The sequence below is a fragment of the Streptomyces sp. NPDC007875 genome (assembly GCF_042868035.1).
Lineage (GTDB): Bacteria > Actinomycetota > Actinomycetes > Streptomycetales > Streptomycetaceae > Streptomyces > Streptomyces antimycoticus.
Map to the genome: position 1 here is coordinate 1 of NZ_JBIADZ010000026.1, position 18,565 is coordinate 18,565.

At 71.3% G+C, this 18,565-nt stretch carries 13 protein-coding genes; 2 read left to right on the forward strand and 11 right to left on the reverse strand.

The genetic code is table 11. The features are described 5' to 3' along the window. From ACFYOY_RS37540 to ACFYOY_RS37560, 5 genes are all read right to left on the reverse strand, one after another. A partial coding sequence (locus ACFYOY_RS37540; protein ID WP_388592112.1) for a condensation domain-containing protein occupies positions 1–1,886 on the reverse strand: 1,886 nt, incomplete at its 3' end. 81 nt (positions 1,887–1,967) lie between these two features. Next, positions 1,968–2,240, reverse strand: coding sequence for an acyl carrier protein (locus ACFYOY_RS37545; protein ID WP_351905915.1), 273 nt, complete (start codon positions 2,238–2,240; stop codon positions 1,968–1,970). Positions 2,241–2,282: 42 nt separating this feature from the next. Next, complete coding sequence (locus ACFYOY_RS37550; protein ID WP_351905912.1) at positions 2,283–3,227, reverse strand: hypothetical protein; 945 nt, start codon at positions 3,225–3,227, stop codon at positions 2,283–2,285. Beyond that, a complete protein-coding gene (locus ACFYOY_RS37555; RefSeq protein ID WP_351905909.1) occupies positions 3,224–4,984 on the reverse strand; it encodes an acyl-CoA dehydrogenase in 1,761 nt (586 codons plus the stop codon). The genes ACFYOY_RS37550 and ACFYOY_RS37555 overlap by 4 nt, the downstream gene beginning before the upstream one ends. Further along, positions 4,981–6,756: a fatty acyl-AMP ligase gene (locus ACFYOY_RS37560; protein WP_351905906.1), complete on the reverse strand. Its 1,776-nt coding sequence runs from the start codon at positions 6,754–6,756 to the stop codon at positions 4,981–4,983. The genes ACFYOY_RS37555 and ACFYOY_RS37560 overlap by 4 nt, the downstream gene beginning before the upstream one ends. A 413-nt stretch (positions 6,757–7,169) precedes the next feature. Between ACFYOY_RS37560 and ACFYOY_RS37565 the strand changes: the two genes are divergently transcribed. Beyond that, positions 7,170–8,000: an ABC transporter permease gene (locus ACFYOY_RS37565; RefSeq protein ID WP_351905903.1), complete on the forward strand. Its 831-nt coding sequence runs from the start codon at positions 7,170–7,172 to the stop codon at positions 7,998–8,000. 55 nt (positions 8,001–8,055) lie between these two features. Next, entirely contained in the window at positions 8,056–8,997 is a 942-nt protein-coding gene (locus ACFYOY_RS37570) for a TauD/TfdA family dioxygenase (RefSeq protein WP_388592116.1), read from the forward strand. A gap of 91 nt (positions 8,998–9,088) precedes the next feature. On the opposite strand, the gene ACFYOY_RS37575 is transcribed toward ACFYOY_RS37570, so the two are convergent. From ACFYOY_RS37575 to ACFYOY_RS37600, 6 genes are all read right to left on the reverse strand, one after another. Then, positions 9,089–12,355 carry an amino acid adenylation domain-containing protein gene (locus ACFYOY_RS37575; RefSeq protein ID WP_388592118.1) on the reverse strand — a complete coding sequence of 1,089 codons (3,267 nt, stop codon included), beginning with the start codon at positions 12,353–12,355 and terminating at the stop codon, positions 9,089–9,091. Continuing rightward, complete coding sequence (locus ACFYOY_RS37580; RefSeq protein ID WP_351905894.1) at positions 12,355–13,623, reverse strand: ATP-grasp domain-containing protein; 1,269 nt, start codon at positions 13,621–13,623, stop codon at positions 12,355–12,357. Before ACFYOY_RS37580 ends, ACFYOY_RS37575 begins: the two co-directional genes overlap by 1 nt. Then, complete coding sequence (gene argH / locus ACFYOY_RS37585; RefSeq protein ID WP_351905891.1) at positions 13,620–15,104, reverse strand: argininosuccinate lyase; 1,485 nt, start codon at positions 15,102–15,104, stop codon at positions 13,620–13,622. Before argH ends, ACFYOY_RS37580 begins: the two co-directional genes overlap by 4 nt. After that, positions 15,101–16,174 carry a pyridoxal-phosphate dependent enzyme gene (locus ACFYOY_RS37590; RefSeq protein WP_388592121.1) on the reverse strand — a complete coding sequence of 358 codons (1,074 nt, stop codon included), beginning with the start codon at positions 16,172–16,174 and terminating at the stop codon, positions 15,101–15,103. Before ACFYOY_RS37590 ends, argH begins: the two co-directional genes overlap by 4 nt. A gap of 103 nt (positions 16,175–16,277) precedes the next feature. After that, a complete protein-coding gene (locus ACFYOY_RS37595) occupies positions 16,278–17,219 on the reverse strand; it encodes an ATP-binding cassette domain-containing protein (protein WP_351905885.1) in 942 nt (313 codons plus the stop codon). Between the two features lie 180 nt (positions 17,220–17,399). Further along, positions 17,400–18,134: a TrmB family transcriptional regulator sugar-binding domain-containing protein gene (locus tag ACFYOY_RS37600; RefSeq protein ID WP_388592123.1), complete on the reverse strand. Its 735-nt coding sequence runs from the start codon at positions 18,132–18,134 to the stop codon at positions 17,400–17,402. Positions 18,135–18,565 lie beyond the last annotated feature (431 nt).

Below are 18,565 nucleotides of genomic sequence, written 5' to 3' on the forward strand. Positions count from 1 at the left end.
ACCTCCCGCGCCCGCTCCAGATACGCCCCCACCGACCCATGCTCAACCACCACACCCTTAGGACGCCCCGTCGAACCCGACGTATAGATCACATACGCGGAGGTGTTGAGGTCGGTGATCGCCTGGACGCGCTCATCCGGATACTCGTCCACCGCCACCACAGCGGCCACATCGTCGATGACCAGGACCGGCCGTGCATCGCCCAGGATGTGCGCTATCCGCTCGGCCGGATACTCCGGATCCACCGGCACATACGCGCCACCCGCCTTCAGCACACCCAACAGCGCCACCACCAGCTCCACCGACCGGGGCAGCACCACCGCCACAAACGACTCCGGCCCCACCCCCTCCCCCACCAGCCACCGCGCCACCCGGTTCGACCACGCGTCCAGCTCGGAGTAGGTCAACCGGACGTCATCACACACCACGGCCACCGCATCCGGTGTCCGCTCCACCTGCTCCCGGAACAACTCCGGCAACGACACACCCCGCACACCCCGCGACTCACCATTCCACCCGACCAGCACCCGCTCCCGCTCCACCGCGGACAGCAACTCCACATCACCGATGCGGCGGTCGGGCTGTTCCGCGACCCACTCCAGCACCCTCACCAGCCGTTCCTGGTGGGCGGCGATGTCTCGTTCGTCGTAGAGGGCCGGGTCGGCGTCGAACTCCACGCGGATGCCGGTGCCGGAGCCTGCCGCGCCATAGAAGTTGATCTTCAAGTCGTTGACGGGCCCGGTGGACAGGGGGTGGGGGGTGGCCGGGCTGTCGCCGAAGAGGAGCTCGTCGACGTAGGCCACCACGTTGAGCGTCGGGCCGAGGCGGGCCTGGCGGCCGCCTGAGAGCCCGAGTTCCCTGACGAGTTCCTCGCCCCGGAACCGCTGGTGCCTGATGACATCGGCCAGCGAGCGGGACACCGACCCGACCAGCTCCGCGAACGTGGTTCCCGGGGTGGCGGCCACCCGGATGGGCAGGACGTTGACCATCGCGCTCGGCGTGGTCAGGGACACCCGGCCGGTGCGGCCTGCCAGCGGCAGCGAGAAGGTGAGGTCCGTCCGGCCGGTCAGGCGGTGATAGAGGACGGCTGTGGCCGCGATGGCGACGGCCGGCCACTGCGCGCGGAGCCGACCGCCCAGCGCGGTGAGCCGATCGGCCAGGGCGGTCGGCAGGGTGACGATGCGACGCAGACTGCTGTGGGTGCTGCCGGCGGAACGTCCCGCGAGCGCCACCGGATCCGGCATCTCCTCGAACAGGTCGAGCCAGTAGGCCCGGTCCTGGGCATAGCGGCGCGAGCCCGGATAACCGGTCTCCTCGGCGATCACCCGGTCGAGGGTGGCGAAGCCGGTCGCGGGGGGCTCGGTACCGGTGATCAGGGCGGTGTAGAGGGCCGCGACCCGCGCGCCGTACACGGACTGGCCGAACGCGTCGAGGACGGCGTGGTGGTAGCGGTGGAAGTAGAAGGACCGGTCGTCGGCCAGGAGCAGCAGGGTCTGATCACTCAGGGGGCCGCGTCCGAGGTCGAAGGGCTTGAGCATCTCCGCGTTCATCCACGCGTGCGCCGCGGCCTCCGGGTCCGCCGCGTCGCGCAGGTCGCGCACGCGCAGGGACGTCGGCTCGGCGGGCGCGACGAGCTGGCCCAGCCGGGTGTCCTCGGTGTGGTCGGTGTCCTCGATGTCCTCGGTGAGGTACGACCGCAGCGCCTCGGTCTCGTCGACGGCCCGCCGTACCGCCTCGTGGAGGACGTCCGTGTCGATCGGACCGTCGATCGCCAGATAGGCGCCGCAGTTGTAGAGGGGACTGTCCGGCTGCAGTTGCTGGGCGACCCACATGCCCAACTGGGCGGCGCTTACGGGTCGACGGAGCGTACGGGCGGCGTCGGACATGACGGAGCGGTCCTCTCGGTTCTGCGGAGTGGCGGACTGCGCGGGATGGGATGCGGTGGCGGATGCGGCGGGGTGTGCCCGTCAGGCGTACTGGGCCAGCTCTTTGACGAGGGCCTCGCTGAGCGCGTCGATGGTCGGGTTGTCCCACAGCAGCGTCGGGTCGAGGGAGACGTCGTAGTGGTCCTCGAGCTCTCCGGCGACGGACAGGACGTACAGCGAGTCGAGTCCGTAGTCGGAGAGCCGCACGCTGGTGTCGATGGTGTCGGCGGGCCGTTCCAGGTGGGAAGCGACGCAGTTGGTCAGCCACTCCCGCAGGCTCTCGACGGTGTGCTGCTCGGCGTGGGGGTCGGACATGGGTGTCTCCTCTGCATGGGTGGTCGTGGGCGGGCGCGGCGGCTAGGGACGGTCGGGGAGGGGGCGTTCGGCCAGGTCGAAGGAGTGGCCGGCGTCATAGCGGTGGTCGAGCTCCGCGTACAGGCGCTCCAGGGCGGCCTGCGACGGCCGCGGTGTCCCTCGCCCCTGTGTGCTGAGTGCGGCACGTGTGATGAGTGCGTGGCCAGGCGCCGCAGCGAGCAGTTCGGGGTCGCACAGCGCGGTGACGGCCGGTGCGGTGGTGAGGTCCGCAGCGGTCATGCCGCGGAGCGGAGCGGCGGCATCGGCGGGCTGCGGCGGCCGGCCCGGTCGGCTGCCCGCCGCGAAGAGCGCGCTCTGCATCTCGTTCAGCAGCAGGTGGAAGGCGGGGTGTTCGCCCTCCCTGATGTAGAAGCGCGACCCCATGGCCAGCGAAAGGCGGTCCATCGCGCCCTGGAGCACGCGCGGTACGAGGATCCGGACCACTCGGTCGTGGGCGTCCGGCCGGGCGGGGAAGGCGTCGGTGTTCCGGACGGCGAGTGTGGTCAGCGTGTCGCACAGCAGCAGGTCGGCGTGGGCTCCCGCGAGCACCGCGCGCAACTGGGGGATGTCGATGGCCGCCGCGCCGTACAGGCGCCGGGCCCGCAGGTGACACAGCGCCATGCGCAGGCCGGAGTCCAGTGTGCCGACGGCGGCGGCTCCAGGGGTCACGGCGCCACTCCCCCACTGGGCCCCGCCGCCGGGCCAGGTCAGCGTGGGCGATCTGCGGTACCCGGCGCGCAGGGCGTGCATCAACGACTCCGGGTCCACGTCGCCGCTTTCGGCGCCGTCCGCACCGATGGCGCGGAAGGGCTCACCGGCCGGCGGCTGTCCGGCTTCCCGTGTGGCGAGGATCGCCTGGAAGCCGTTGGGGTTCGCGGTGTCGTAGGGGTCGCCGAGGCGCTCTTCCACGGTGGTGGCGAGGGCGACGGAGCCGGTGGTGGTGTTCACGAGGCGGCCCCCTCCTGGGAGCTGGTCGGCCCCATGTGGTCGAGGAGCGAGTGGAAGGGGGCGGACGGGCGGGCGAGGACCGCTTCGGCGAGGTCGTCGAAGACGGTGCGGTCGGCGTCGTCGACGGGCTCCTCCAGGTCGGTGAGCGCCTTGACGAGACAGGCGAGCAGGGCGGTCTCCGGGAGAGGGTTCTGCGCGCGGGCGGCGGCACGCAGCCACAGGTGGAGCGCCGAAGCCGCCGCGAAGCACGACTCGAACCGCTCGGCGAACCGGAACGCGTGGCCGGGGACGGCGCGGGGCGAGAACCTGATCGCCGCCAGGTCCTGATGGAGCCGGTCGGACACCTCCAGGAGCCGCCCGGCCAGGGTGGTGAGCGCCGTGGAGGCGTGGCCGCGGGCGGCCAGGTCACGCAGCTCGCCGACCGCGGCCGGCAGGCCGGCCACGACGGAGCAGCCACCGCTGGAGACCAGGCCGAACGCGCCGGGCCGCATCGGGCGCAGGGGGGCGTGCGGATTCGTGGCCTCGGCGAGGCCCTGCGCGTCCCACCGGCCCTTCGCGTAGCCGCGGGCGATGCGGGGGAACTGCTCGATGAGGGCGCTGCGGTTGACCAGGCTGCTGCCGTCGAAGATGCCGATGATGCGGTGGTCGCGTTCCACCTTGGCGAATCCGGTGTGCGGCGCGTCGGGGCGAAGCAGTCCATACGGGCCGAGGAGCTGCAGCAGGCGCGCGATGAGGGTGTCGACCTCGGCGGGCACATATGCCTTCGCGGCAGCGGAGATGACGCTCATCTCGCCGGCGAGCGCGTGCGGGGAGCGCGCCGCCACCACGCCGGTGGCGTCGGCGAGCAGCAGGCCCGCGGCGGCCTCGCCCAACTCCCGCCGCACGTACGGGTCCCGTGCGAGCCCTCCGCCGTCCTGGGCCACGAACTCGGCGGCCAGGGCGAGCGCGTGGTCTCCCGCGCCCAGTGACATCGCGACGCAGCCGGTCCGGGAGAGGTGCAGCGCCTTGAGGATGATCTCGATGCCCTCACCGACCCGCCCGATGAGCGCGTCCTCGGACAGTGGCGCGTCGTGGAACGCGATGCCGCTGATGTCCGCGCCCCGGATGCCGTAGGTGGGCACTTTGGGCAGGTGGGTGAAGCGTTCCGGGGCGAGGCGGGACTTGTCCACGAGGAAGAGGCTGAAGCCGCGTGGTCCGCCGTTGTCGTCGGTGCGGGCGAGGACGGTGACCAGGCCGGCTCGGGTGGCGGAGTTGATCAGCCACTTCTCCCCGGACAGCAGCCAGCCGCCGCCCGGAGCGGGCCCGGCGGTCAGCTCACCGGCCATCAGATCGCTGCCGTGGTGGCGTTCGGTCAGGGCGCAGGAGACGGTCGTTCCCTCCGCTATCCGCTGTCCCAGCCGGCGGGCGGCCTCCGGCTCTCCCGCGATCCAGGTGGCGGCGGCCCCGAGATAGGTCTTCCCGTGCGAGGCGGCCACGGTCAGGTCGATTTGGGACACGGCCCGCAGCAGCCCCATGACGACGTCGAAGCTCTCCAGTGCGCCGCCGTGTTCGGCCGGTACGTAGTAGCGCCGCAGTCCGAACGCGTCGAGCGCCTGGCATGCCTCGGTGGGAAACGCCTCCGCCCGGTCGAGTTCGGCGAGCGCCTCGGGCGAGAAGGGCTGCCCGGGTCCGGTGAGCTCGCCGAGCAGGCGGGTGAGCCGCTCGAGGGGCGCGGCGGAGGGGCTCTGGATCGGGGTGGTCGGGGAGGCGGTGGTCATACTGCGGCCTCCCGGGGCTCGGACAAGGGGCGCAGCAGGCTCTGCTCGTAGACCGCGTAGGTGGGTCGCAGCTCGCCGGCGCGGAACAGGTCGCGCATCGCGGACCGCTGGATCTTGCCGCTGGTGGTGCGGCGTACTCCTCCGGGGCGCAACAGCAGGACCGCGCCGACGGGGGCGCCGAACTCACGGGCGACGGTGAGCCGCATCTCGGCGGCGAGTTCGCTCAGCCGTTCCTCGTCCTTGATGCCGCGCACCTCGTGGGTGACCACGAGTACGTCGTCGCCCTGCGGGCCCTCGCCCGGTACGGCGAAGCAGGCGCCGACGAGGTTGCCCAGTTCGGGCCGCTGGGTGCGCAGTTCCTGCTCGATGTCCTGCGGATAGAGGTTGCGGCCGCGCAGGTTGAGGACGTCCTTGATGCGGCCGGTGATGTGGAGTTCGCCCTGGTACAGGACTCCGAGGTCTCCGGTGCGCAGCCAGTCGGTGTCGCCGTCCGCCGTCGTGGCGCGGAACTCGGCCTCGTTGGTGGCCTCGCGGTTCCAATAGCCCTGACCGACGATGTCACCGCGGATCCAGATCTCGCCGACGCCGCCTTCGGGCAGGAGCTGCCGGGTGTCGGGTTCGACGATGCGCACCTCTGCACCGAGCGGCGGGCCGCAGCCGACCACGGCGCGGGCGGGCTCGTCGGGGGCCGCGGGCCGGAACTCGTGGCGTTCCAGGAGCTCGGCGGAGACTTGGCGCACCCGGGGGGCGGTGCCGGCGGCCCCGGCGATGAAGAGGGTCGCCTCGGCCATGCCGTAGCAGGGGGTCAGTGCGTCGGCGCGCAGGCCGTGGCCGGCGAAGCGCCGCTGGAATCGTTCGAGCACGGCGGCGCGTACGGGTTCGGAGCCGTCCAGCGCGTGCCGCCAGCGGGACAGGTCCAGGCCCTCGCTCTGGGCGTCGGTGACCCGTCGGCTGCACAGGTCGTAGGCGAAGTCCGGTGCCGCGGACGCCTCGATGCCATAGCGGTCGACCATGTGCAGCCACAGATGGGGGCGCTTGAGGAAGGTGGTGGGGCTCATCAGGACGGTGGTCGAGCCGAGCAGCAGTGGCGGGAGTATCGAGCCCATCAGCCCCATGTCGTGGAAGTGCGGGATCCACCCGCCGATGGGGGTGGTCTCGTTCAGTTCCAGGGAGTCGGCGAGGTTGGCGGTGTTGTGCAGCACATTGCCGTGGCTGATCATCACGCCTTTGGGGTCGCCGGTGGAGCCGGAGGTGTACTGGAGCACGGCGAGTGTGTCGTGTCCGGCGGGCGCCATCGTCCACGCGTCGGGATCGGCGGCCTCGCCGTCATCGGTGTCCAGGAGGGGAAGGGTGTCGAGTCCCTCCTCGGCGGCCCACGCCTCGATGTCGGCGCGGGTGGCGGTGGCGGTGAGGATCGCCACGGCGCCCGCGTCATCCGCGATGCGCCTGACCCGGTAGCGCTCGTGCCGGTACCGGCCGGGCAGGGACGAGGGAACCGCCACGGCGCCGGCGTACAGGCAGCCGAGGAAGGCGATGAGGAAGGCCAGCCCGGCGGGGTACAGCAGGACGACGCGGCCCCCCGGCGGGACATGAGCGCGGAGCCGCACGGCGACGCTCCTGGCTTGTGCGTCGAGTTCCGCATAGGTGAGCCGTTGCGCTCCGTCGGTGCGCAGCGGGTCCGTCACGAATACGGCCGCCGTCTTTTCCGGACGGTTTTCCGCATGCTCCCGGAGCACTGCGTCAACGGTGGGGGCGGTGACGATTCCCGCCATATCCGAGGTCCTGCCCTTCGTGTCCGCGAACTGAGTTTCCAGGTGCCGATCCGGCACTGTTGTGCATTTCTACCGAGGGGCCACAACCAGGGAAAGGCGCTGACAACAAATTGCACAGTGCACTCCCTCCCCCGGGCACAAAACCAACCAAAACGCCCGCATCCCACCGCGGTTCTGGGACGCACCGGCCAGTACTGGCCACGAAACGTCCCGTCGGAGCCAATTCCGCGCGATAGAGTCGAAGCGCATTCGTTCCACATGGACGACACAGCTGTCCGATACATCAGCGCTCAGTCATCGCGTAGCCGGTCATGGCGGCGGATTCTTTGATCCTGCCTTTCTTCGACTACCGCTCCAGGAATTTGGCGCACCGTGCCACGCACCAGCGGGCGCACGACTCCCGGAGGAAATTCATGACCCGTAGCACGTCATTACCGAACGGCGGCGTCTTCGCTCCCGCCTGGCACGGCAGCAGCCCTTGGGCGCAATTGCTGATCCTCACCCAGCGGTCGCTCAAGGCCCATCTCGCACACCGTCGGACCCTGGTCCTCGCCATGCTGCAGCCGGTCTTCATGCTGCTGCTGCTCAGCGAGGTCTTCGGCAGCATCGTCGACCTCGACCACCTGCCGGGCGGCGTCTCCTACCTGGACTATCTGCTGCCCGCGCTGCTGGTGACCACGGGCATCGGTCCCGCGATCGCCTCCGGTATCGGCTTGGTCCGGGACATGGACAACGGTGCGGTGGCACGGCTGCGCACCCTGCCCATCCACGCGCCGCTGCTGTTGTTCGCCCGCAGCTTCGCCGACCTGCTGCGCACCACCGCACAGCTGGCGATCCTGCTCGTGGTGGCCGTGGTGTTCATGGACGCCGACCCGGCCGGCGGCGTCGTGGGACTGGTGGCCGCGCTGCTGCTGACCTGTGTGGTGGTGTGGGCCATGACCTGGATCTTCCTGGCGCTGGCGGCCTGGCTGCGCAGTGCGGAGGCGCTGCAGAGCATGGCCTATCTGGTGACGTTCCCGCTGATGTTCGCCTCCAGCGCGTTCGTCCCGGTGGACCGTATGCCGGGCTGGCTACAGGTCCTGGCCATCCTCAACCCGCTGTCGTACGCGATGGACGCCTCGCGCGCACTCTGCCTCGACCAGCCGCTGGGCGCCCAGGTGTGGTCCGCTCTGGGCGCGAGCGCCCTGGTCGCGCTGTTCGGGGCGAGCGCGGCGGTGTGGGCGTTCCGGCGACCCCTGGTCTGAACTCATCCTCCCCCCTCACGCCCCTCCCCCTCATGAGACGAAACGGAGAGTCCTCATGCCCGAGCAGCGAGATGCCCTGCGGCGGCTGGACGCCGCCCCCGGGCCCGGCACCGGCGCCGCGGCCTGGGCCACCGAACACCGCGAGGAGATACGGGCCCTGGTGGCCAGGCACGGTGCCCTGCTGGTCCGCGGGCTGAAACTGGACGGCCACGACCACGCCGCCTCCGTGGTCCGCGGGATCATCGGCGAAGGCATGGCCGAGCGCGAGGGGTTCGCTCCCCGCGAGGAGTTCGGGCCGGGACTGTACTCCTCCTCGCACTGGCCGGCCGACCAGCCCATGTGCATGCACCACGAACTCAGCTACGCGGCCGAGGCACCCCGGCTGATGGTCTTCGCCTGTGTCACCCCGCCCGCTGTCGGCGGTGTCACGGCCGTCGCCGACGCCCGTGCGGTGCTGCGTGACCTGCCGGACGAGCTCGTCGAGCGCTTCGAACGCCACGGCTGGGTGCTGACCCGCCACTACAACCCGTTCGTCGGGATCGGATGGGAGGACGCGTTCGGCGCCAAGAACCCCGACGAGGTGGAGCGTTACTGCGCCGACCACGGCATCGAGGTGCGCTGGGACGCCGAGGGCGGCCTGCGCACCCGGCAGACCCGCCCGGCCGTCCTAGCGGATCCCGCATCGGGCGAACGGTGCTGGTTCAACCAGATCGCGTTCTTGAACGAGTGGACGATGGCTCCCGAGGTGCGTGAGTTCCTCACCGCGGAATTCGGCCCCGACGGGCTGCCGTTCAACACCTTCTACGGCGACGGCTCACCCCTGGACAGCGCCACTGTCGACCTCATCAACGCGGTCTACGAGAAGCACACGGTGCGCGAGCCCTGGCAGCGGGGCGACCTGCTGGTCATCGACAACGTCCGCATGGCGCACAGCCGCGAGCCCTACCGCGGCGACCGCGAGATCGTCGTCGGCCTCGGCGAACCGTTCCGTCCCTAGCCCTTGGTCCCTGGGACCCGGCCGGGTCCCAGGGCCGAACGGGCCACGGAGGAGGGGGCGTACCCTGGCGGACCCGGGTACGCCCCCTTCGTCACTGGTCCTGCGGCGTGGACCGGGCGCAGCCGGGCCGTACCAGCGCGGCAGTCTCGGCCGGCCGGGTGCGGACGAAGTAGTGGCCGCCCGCTGCCAGTTCGTGGAGGGTGATCCGGTCGGAGATCGCCTTCCAGCCGCCGTACTCCTCGGTGAGGGCCGCCGTGGCGGCATCGTCCCGTGCGACCACCACCTCCACCGGGGCATCGAGGCGGTACGCCTCCGGGTTCTCGCCCACCGCGCGCAGATGCCTGCCGGCGGTCAGGACGTCGTGCTGGTAGGCGCGGGCCACCACATCGGCGCGCTCCGTCCCGAGCTCCTCCAGCTCCGTGTACACCTCTCCGGCCCGCAGCCGGGACAGCAGGCTCTGGTCGTCCGCCGTGGCCGCCCGGGTCATCTCGGCGGCGAGCGTCTCGGTGTCCCCCAGCAGCAGCGCGCCGATGTAGACGCGTTCGACGGGCCGGCCCGCCTCCGCCAGCAGCCGCGCCGTCTCCAAGGCGGCGGCCACACCGGTGGAGTGTCCCCATACCGACACCGGCGTGGGGACGTGGGCGACGATCTCGTCCCGTACCCACTGGGCCAGGACGGGGACGTCCTCCATCGGCTCACCGTCGCCGGCGAAGTCATGGCCGGGCGGCTCCACACCGAGCACCGCGATGCCGTCGCGCTGGAGCTCGGCGGCCAGGGGCCGGAAGTTGACGGCGTTGCCCCCCGCGAAGGGGAAGCACACGAGGGTGTGGTGCGGGTCCGGCACGGCGGACAGCGGCTGGAGCAGCCGGGTCGCCACCGGGCGGGCGAAGGCGCCGGCGCCGTGGGGTTCGAGCACCGCCGCGCAGTCGGCGAGCACCGGGTGGGCGGCCAGGTCCTTCAGCGACAGCGCCCGGTCGAGTCGGACCAGGAGCCGCACCGCGGCCAGCGATGTGCCGCCCAGCTCGAAGAAGTCGTCGGACCGGCCGATGCGCTCCGGCGGCAGGCCGAGGACGTCGGCCCACAGCTCGGCGAGGCGCCGTTCGGCGGGGGTGGCGGGCGGGATGTGGGCGGGGCGTCCGGCCGTCTCCGCGGCAGGCCGCGCCAGCGCCTTTTTGTCGATCTTCCCGTTCTCGGTGAGCGGCAGCCGGTCCACCCGGTGGATATGGGTGGGCACCATGTAGTCGGGCAGGACGGTGGCGAGGAAGTCGCGGACGCCCTCCGCGGTCACCTCCTTTGAGCCGCTGAAGAAGGCGACGAGGACGCGCTGTTCGCTGGTGTCGCCCTCCGTGACCACCGCGGCCTCGCGGACGCCCTCCATGGTCAGCAGCTTGTTCTCGATCTCGCCGATCTCGATGCGGAAGCCGCGGATCTTGACCTGCGCGTCGCGGCGCCCCAGGAATTCGAGGCGGTCCTCGGGGAGCCACCGGCCGAAGTCACCGGTCCGGTACATCCGGCTGCCCGGCCGGAACGGGTCCGGGACGAACGCCTCCCGGGTGCGCTCCTCGTCGTTGACATAGCCACGGCCCACGCACACCCCGGAGAACGCGATCTCGCCGGGCGTGCCCAGCGGCACCAGCGCCAGGTTCTCGTCGAGCACATAGGTGTTGACGTTGCGCAGCGCGCGGCCGACGGTCACGAAGTCGCGCTCCGGGACGCCGTGCAGCACCTCGTGCATCGGGTCGTCCGACGTCTCGGTGGCGCCGTAGGCGTTGACCAGCTGGACATCGGGGTAGGCGGCGAACCAGCGCTGCACCAGTTCGTAGGTGAGCGCCTCACCCGTCACCGACACCGAGCGCAGGGCGCCGAGCGGGCGGGGGTGCTGCTCCAGGTGGGTGAGGAGCACTTCCAGATAGGACGGGACGACCTGCATCACGGTGACCCGGCCCTCGACGATCTCCTCGACGAAGGCGGCGACGTCGAGCTGGGTGCGGGTGTCCATGATCCGTACGCTGCCGCCGGTCAGCAGCGGCGCGGCGAACTGCCACAGGGAGATGTCGAAGCACTGCGAGGCGATCTGGGTGACCACGTCCCCGCCACCGGCCGTCATCCCGGTGTCCTCGATCTTCGCGTAGAGGTGGTTGAGGAAGCCTGCGTGCTCGCACAGGGCTCCCTTGGGGCTTCCGGTGGAGCCCGAGGTGAAGTAGATGTAGGCGGCCTGTCCGGGCGTCACCGACACGCTGGGCGGCTCCGTATGACCGCCGCGCGCCAGGACGCGCGTCACCGACAGCCGGGTGAGCGGGGCGGCCAGCCGGGCGGAGACCGCACGCACCAGGACCTCGCTGCCCGGCTCGGTCAGCGCGACGGCGCAGGCGCTGCGCTCCAGCTGGGCGACGACCCGGTCGACCGGGAAGTCCGGCCGCACGGGCAGATAGACACCGCCCGCCGTGAAGACGCCGAGGGCGGCCGCGATCCACTCCGGGGTGCGGTCCATGACGACGGCGACCACGTCCTCGGTCCCCACCCCGGCCTCGATCAGCGCGTGCGCGATCCGGTTGACCCGCCGCTCCAGCTCCCGATACGTCCACCGGACGGTGCCGTGCTCGACCGCGATGGCGTCCGGGCAGCCGCGGGCCCGCTCCTGGAACAGGTCGACGAAGGTGCGGTCGGTCAGTTCGACCGTGGGGCCGGCGAGCCCGTCCAGCTGCTTCTCGGCCTCCTCGGGGGACAGCAGGCTCGGTGGCTCATGCCTCCCCTGCGGGTCGGCCGCGAGAAGCCGCAGCGCGGCGAGGTGGTATCCGGCGAGGCGCCGCGCGTAGCCGCCGTCGATCGCGGCACGGTCGTGCAGCACCCGCAGCGACAGGCCGTGTTCATCGCGCGTCCAGGCCACGCGCAGCACCACACCGTCCTGCGGGGCGGCGGGCAAGCTGTCGTCGCGGGCCGGCGCCTGGGCCGGCCCGTCCTCGTGCTCCACCAGTCCGGACAGGTCCAGCACGGCCTCGGGCCGTACCTCGGCCGCGGGCCCCAGGCCCTTCAGCGCCCCGGCCGCGTGTGCCGCCAACTCCGCCCAGGTGGAGTCGGCGACGGACAGGGCCAGTGGCCGCGCCGGGCCCGGCCCGTCCTGCGGCACACAGCCGATGAGCAGGTCCCGCTCGGCGGCCACGGTCGCCAGGACACGGGCGTGACCGGCGAGCAGCAAGGCGGACAGGGGGGTGCCCAGTTCTCCGGCCGTACGTTCCAGGGCGCCCGTGAGCTCCGCGTCCAGGCGGGTGCCGTGGACCCCGGTGCCGGTATCCGTCGCGGACGGTGGGGTCCACCGCGGAACGCGGGTGAACGCCTCGGTCTTCGCGCCGTCTCTCATCAGCCTGCGACTCCTTCATCCGGCAGCGCCGGCTCCTCCAGCTCGATCCTGATCAGGCCCGCGGCGGCCGCCGCGCGGTCTCCGGCCTGCTCCCCGTCCGTCCCGGTGGCGACCACGCAGCCCAGGCGGTCCTGGAACGAGTTCGTCACGCGCACCGTCCGCCCGGGGGTAGTGCCGATCGCGACGGCCACCACACCGGGGGCCGCCTGGGCGGCCTCGACTCCGCCGATGCCCGTGACCCGCCCCTCGCGCTCGTTGCGCAGGAAACGGACCGCGGCATGCTCCCGGCCCGGCTGCGTGGGCGTCCTGCTCTGTCCCGCCGCGCGGGCGATCACGGCGTCGACGAGGTCGATGCCGAGGGCGGCCCGTACGGCCACGGGAATCATGCCGCCCGCAAGCCGCGGGTTGACCTCGATGACGACGGGACCGTCCGCGGACATCCGCAGTTCGGTGTGGGCGGCTCCCCAGCCGAGGCCGAGCGCGGCGAGCGCCCGCAGGGCGGTGCCGCCGAGCGCGGTGGCGATGGCGTCGGGCACGGGTGCGGGCACCTCGTGTCCGGTCTCCACGAAGTACGGCCGGGGCCCGATGTGTTTGGCGACGACGGTGACGACGGTGTTGTCGAAGGTCTCGACCGAGAACTCCGGCCCCTCGACCGCCCCCTGGACCAGGATCCGGGCCGGCACCGGGTTACCGCGTTCGTCGGTGGCGCGGCTCAGCAGTTCCTCCGCCCACTGCCGGGTCTCCTCGCGGTCCCGGCACAGCCGGACGCCGACCGAGCCCGATCCGAGGACCGGTTTCAGCACGACCGGGTGGCCGATCCCCTCGGCGGCGCGCACCGCGTCGGCCACCTCGCCGACGGACGCGCTGGCGGGCACCGGGACGCCGGCGGCCGCCAGCGCGGCGACCTGCGTCTCCTTGTCCCGGCACCGGGCGATGGCGTCCCCGTCCGCCGCGGGCAGGCCGAGCTTGGCGGCCGCGCGGGCGGCGGTGGACACGAAGTACTCGGAGCTGGAGGCGACTCCGGCGAGCCCCCCGTCCTGTACGAGCCCGGTGCAGCAGTCCACCACCGCGGCCAGGTCACCGGTGTCCAGCAGCCTGGTGTCGATGCCGTCCTGCTCGACGTACACGTAGCGGCCCGGGTCCCGGGTCAGCAGCACCGGCGTCAAGTCCCGCGCCCGAGCCGCCGCGCAGAACTCCCGCCCCGTTCCCGTGGTGTTGCTCTCCACGAACGCGAGCCAGGGCCCGCTCGTCCTTTTCTGCCCGGTCACCGTTCTCCGTCCTTTCCCACCGCGGATCCGTGGCCCGCCACGAGCGCGTCGACCGCGGCGTGCAGCCTGCGCTCGGCGTCCCGCGTCCGGCCGCGGTGGTCGGCGAGGCGTCGCCCGTGGGCGGCGAGCCGCTCCCGCAGGACGCCCACGGCCGCGTCGGACTCGCCGGGGCCGCCACCGCGGTCGTGTGCCGCGATGACGTCACGCAGGGAGGAGAGTTCGGTGGCCGTATCGGTGGGGGCCCCGTCGGGCAAGGCGATCTTGGTGAGTTCCGTTGCCCCGCTCTCGATCGCCTCGCGCACGGCGGCGCCCACGATGTGGTGGGCGGTGCGGAACGGAACCCCTTGTGCGACCAGCCTGTTGGCGATCACGGTGGCGGTCACGAAGCTTTCCGCCGTACGCCGTTCCATCCGCTCCACGGCCGGGCGGGCGCCGCTGACGAGCACCTGGGCGAGGAGGACGGAGTCGCGTACGGCGGCCAGCGCGGGCCAGGCCGGAGCCACGGCCTCGGTGCCGACCTCGATGGAGTTCGTGAACGGCGCGGACTTCATGGCGGAGGCGGAGGCCGTCCAGGCGCCGATGGCCGCGCCCGCCTTGGCCTTGACGTGTTCCAGCAGGAACGCGTTGCGCTTCTGGGGCATGGCCGAGCTGCCGCCGACGAGCCGTTCGGGGAACTCGATCAGCCCGAACTCCTGGGTGCTCCACAGCTGCAGGTCGGTGGCGAGCCGGCTGAGCGTCACCCCGGCGGAGGACGCGGCGGCCAGCGCGCGCAGCAGCGTGTCCCGTGCGGCCACCGCGTCGATCGCGTGCAGCGGTGGGCCGGCGAACCCCAGCAGGGAGGCGGTGCGCGCCGGTTCGATGGGCAGGTCCGTCCCGGATACCGCCCCGGCGCCCAGGGGGCAGCGGTCCAGCTCGTCCAGTGTCTGGCGCAGCGCGGTGATGTCGCGATCGAGCGCGGTGGCTATCCCGCACAGGTAGTAGCCGTAACTGATCGGCATGGCCGGCTGGAAGTGGGTGTAGATGGGCATCACCACGTCGCGGTGGGCGCGTGCCCGGGAGAGCAGGACCGCCTGAAGCCTCAGCACCTCGCCGAGCAGGTCGGTCAGTTCGGCGCGCAACCGCATCGCGGTGACGGTCGCCTTGATGTCGTTGCGGGAGCGTCCGGTGTGCAGTTTTCCGCCCACGTCGGCGCCGAGTTCGGCCACCAGATGGCCTTCGTACATCAAGTACAGGCCGCGCGGCGCCGGCAGCCCGTGCAGACTGCCGAAGCCTTCTTCCCGCAGCCGGGTGATGCGCTCCAGGAGCGCGGCGGCCGTGTCGGCGGGCAGCAGCCCGCACTCGGTGAGCATGACCACATGCGCCATGTCGATGGTGCTGATGGGCTCCAGTTCCCCGCGTATGGCGCCGGGATCGGGTTCGCCGTAGACGACGCGGCGGGTGCGCGGGCCGAGGATGTGGGTGAGCCGTCCGGTGGAGCTCACGACAGGGCCCGCTCGGCGAGGGGGTGGGTCACCCTGGGCACGACGCCGGGCACCTCCTCGTAGGAGCGACGGCCCCAGACGAGTCGGGTCCAGCGGTCACCGGCCTCGGCGGGGGACGCGACGGTCACCGGCTCGGTGGGACGCTCGGCGAGCAGCTCGCCGTTCGCGGCGAGCCACGCGTCGTCGTAGACCGTGGCCTGGTAGCGGTATCCCTCGTCGGGCAGTATCACCACACAGAGCCCATCCGGGTTCTTCGCCGCCCACCATTGGGCGACCAGATGGGCGGCGCCACTGGTGGGGCCCTGGAAGAGGGCGGATTCGGCATGCAGGGCCCGGGTCTGGGCATATGCCTCGGCCGCGCTGCACCAGTGGATTTCGTCGAAGAGGGTGTGGTCGAGATTGGCGGGCCACAGGCTGTTGCCCAGGCCGCGCAGCGAGCGGGGCCCGTCGGGCTGGCCGAACAGCACGCTGCGGTGGCTGTCGACGCCGATGACCTGGGTGTGCGCGCTGTATTCGCGCAGGCCGCCCCCGGTGCCGCACATCGACCCGGCGGTGCCGACGGTGCCGACCAGGCAGTCGACGGTGCCGAAGGTGCGCACGAGTTGATCGGCCACCACGTGGTACGAGCGGGCGTTGTCCGGGTTGTTGTACTGCTCGGGGCAGAAGGTGGACGGCAGCGAGGCGCGGATCTCCGCCAACTTGGTCAGCCGGGCTCCCTGGTACCCGCCGACCGGGGCGGGCTCGAGGCACATCTCCACCTTGGCGCCGAGGTCGGTCAGTCTGCGGTGGAGGTTGTCGTCGATCGCTGGGTCGCTCACCAGGATCAGCTCACGCTCCATCAGCGCCGCCTGCATCGCGAGGGAGAGCCCGAAGGTGCCCGAGGTGGTCTCGACGATCACGGTGTCCTCGCTCAGCTCACCGCGTTGCAGCGCGCGACGCAGAATGTACTGGGCGGGCACCAGTTTCATCAGGGTGAAGACCGCGCCGTACAGATTGGGGCCGAGCCGGATGAGGCGTGGCAGCATCTGGGCGTCGGTGATAGAGCGATAGGTCAATGCGGACAGCGGCATGGAGACTCCTCGGAATCCGGGGGCGGGCCGCGGATCGGGGATCCGGCGGACGCCCCGCGGCGGTCGTGGGGCATGGCCTGTCGGCCGGGGCCCGGGGGTGGGATCAGGAGAGGACCGGCAGGTCGGACAGCCCCTCGGCGAGGGCCACGTAGACGTCGTCGAGAGTCGGCTCGGACAGCGAGATACCGGTGATCGCCACTCCCGCGTCGTCCAGGGCCCGTACGACGGCGGCCAGGGCGGCGGACTCGCGCACGGGGACGCAGACCGTGCCCGCGGGCTCACCGGGCTGCGGCTCGAGCCCCGCGTGGCGCAGCGCGGCCCATGCGGCCGGTTCGGCCGCCGGTTCGGCGAGGGTGGCGCGGACCGAGCTGACGCCGAGTTGTTCCTTGAGCTGGGATACCGAGCCGTCGGCGATGGTCCGGCCGCGGCCCAGCACGATGACCCGGTCCGCGAGTTGTTCGGCCTCTTCGAGGTACTGAGTGGTCAGCAGGACGGTGGTGCCGCCCGCCACCGCAGAGCGGACCGAGTCCCACAGCCCGCTGCGGCTGACCGGGTCGAGTCCGGTGGTGGGTTCGTCGAGGAACAGCACCTGGGGGCGGCTGACGAAGCTGCTGGCGAGGTCGAGGCGGCGGCGCATGCCTCCCGAGTACGTGGCCGCCGCCCGGTCGGCCGCACCGGTCAGGGCGAAGGTCTGCAGGAGCTCATCCGCTCTCGCCCGTGCCTCGGTGCGGCTCGCGCCGAGCAAACGGGCCACCAGGATGAGGTTGTCCCGGCCGGACAGGTTCTCGTCCACCGCGGCGAGCTGTCCCGTCAGGCCGATGCGCCGACGTACCTCACGGGCCTCGCGCACCACGTCGTATCCGGCCACCCGCGCCGTGCCCTGGCTGGGCGGCAGCGCGGTGGCGAGGATGCTCACCAGCGTGCTCTTGCCCGCTCCGTTGTGGCCGAGCAGGCACAGAACCTCGCCCTCCCCGATCCGGAAGCTGACACCGTCCAGCGCCCGTGTGCTGCCATAGGACCGGCTCAAGTCCGTCACTTCAATCATCGCGCTATTCACCGGATGTCATTCCTCGCAGGGAGCGGATCGGGCAATGCATGAGAGGCTGGGAAGTTCCTACATTCGCCGCTCATTCCCCTGCAAGGCCCATACAACAAGTTGCCAGACAGTGCGGGGGAGTTCGGGAGAGCCGACTCTTCCTGACAGGTTCTGACCACTGCCGGGTGATTACGCAGGCTGCGAGTCCTCATCATCGACGGGATCCACATATGGCAGCAGACCGAGCTCCACCGCGCGGGCGCCGGCCTGAAATCGCGAATTCGCACCGAGTTCACGGGTGATTTCGGCTACGTTCCTGCGATAGGTGCGGACCGACATACCGATTTCCCGTGCCGCGGCTTCGTCCGTACGCCCAGAACTCAGCGCCATCAGTATCCGCCGGGCCATGACGCTGCGGGTCCGGACGCTGAGGCGGCGGTGGTCCTCGAGCGCCGCGCTGCCGTTCCAGGAGATCGTGAACAGGGTGCGCAGATTGCGCAGCACGGCCGGCGCCCGCACCAGCACCGCCTCGCGCGAGAGTTTGTCCGAACCGGTCCACACCACGCTCACCGAGCCGTCGGCGAGCACCATTCCGTGCAGCGGCTCTCCGATGAGTCTGACGTCGACTCCGGATGCGTACTTCTCCAGGCACTTCAGGAGGTACCGCTCGTCCATCAGCCCCACCCGCCCCAGCAGACGCACGTCGACCCCTCGGGCGACGGCCCTGCCCAGCAGCGCGACAAGCCTGGCGGCCCGCTGGTCGTTGCCGCCGGTGAACACGACGGAGAGGCGCTGTTGCGCCGACTCGATGACGTGCTCGGCGGCGTCCACGCCCTCCTCCGGCTCCATCTCGGTCAGGAGCCGTTCTTCGCTGCGATGGCGGTCGACGGCCGTCTTGACGAGTCGGCCGGCCTCCAGGAGCATGCGCTCTATCTCCCCGCTGAAGACCGCGCCCCGCGGTCTTAACGGTGTGATATCAGGGTCTGGTTCGGGATCCGGACCGGTGGAATTTTCAGCGATGATGAACGCGTCATTGCAAGAGCTTGGCACAGCTCCCCCTGAAGCCTGGGATTACGTCCTGAACCCGGCGTTGTTGCCGAAAGGAAGGGTTGCGACTCACGAGTACGCCATGGGATCAAGGCAGTTCAGGGAGAACAGGGAGATCGCTGTTCGACCACATCGTCCGCGCTCAGAACGTGGCACGCACTTTCCATGGGCACCTCGTCCCCTGCGAGCAAGGACGCAACGATCTTACCTTGACCGACCATGGCGCTGGACTATACCCATCCGCTCCCAGCGCGGGGAATGGTCGAACCCCTAAAGACAATGGGGGAAACCTCATTGTAGAGTGCGGA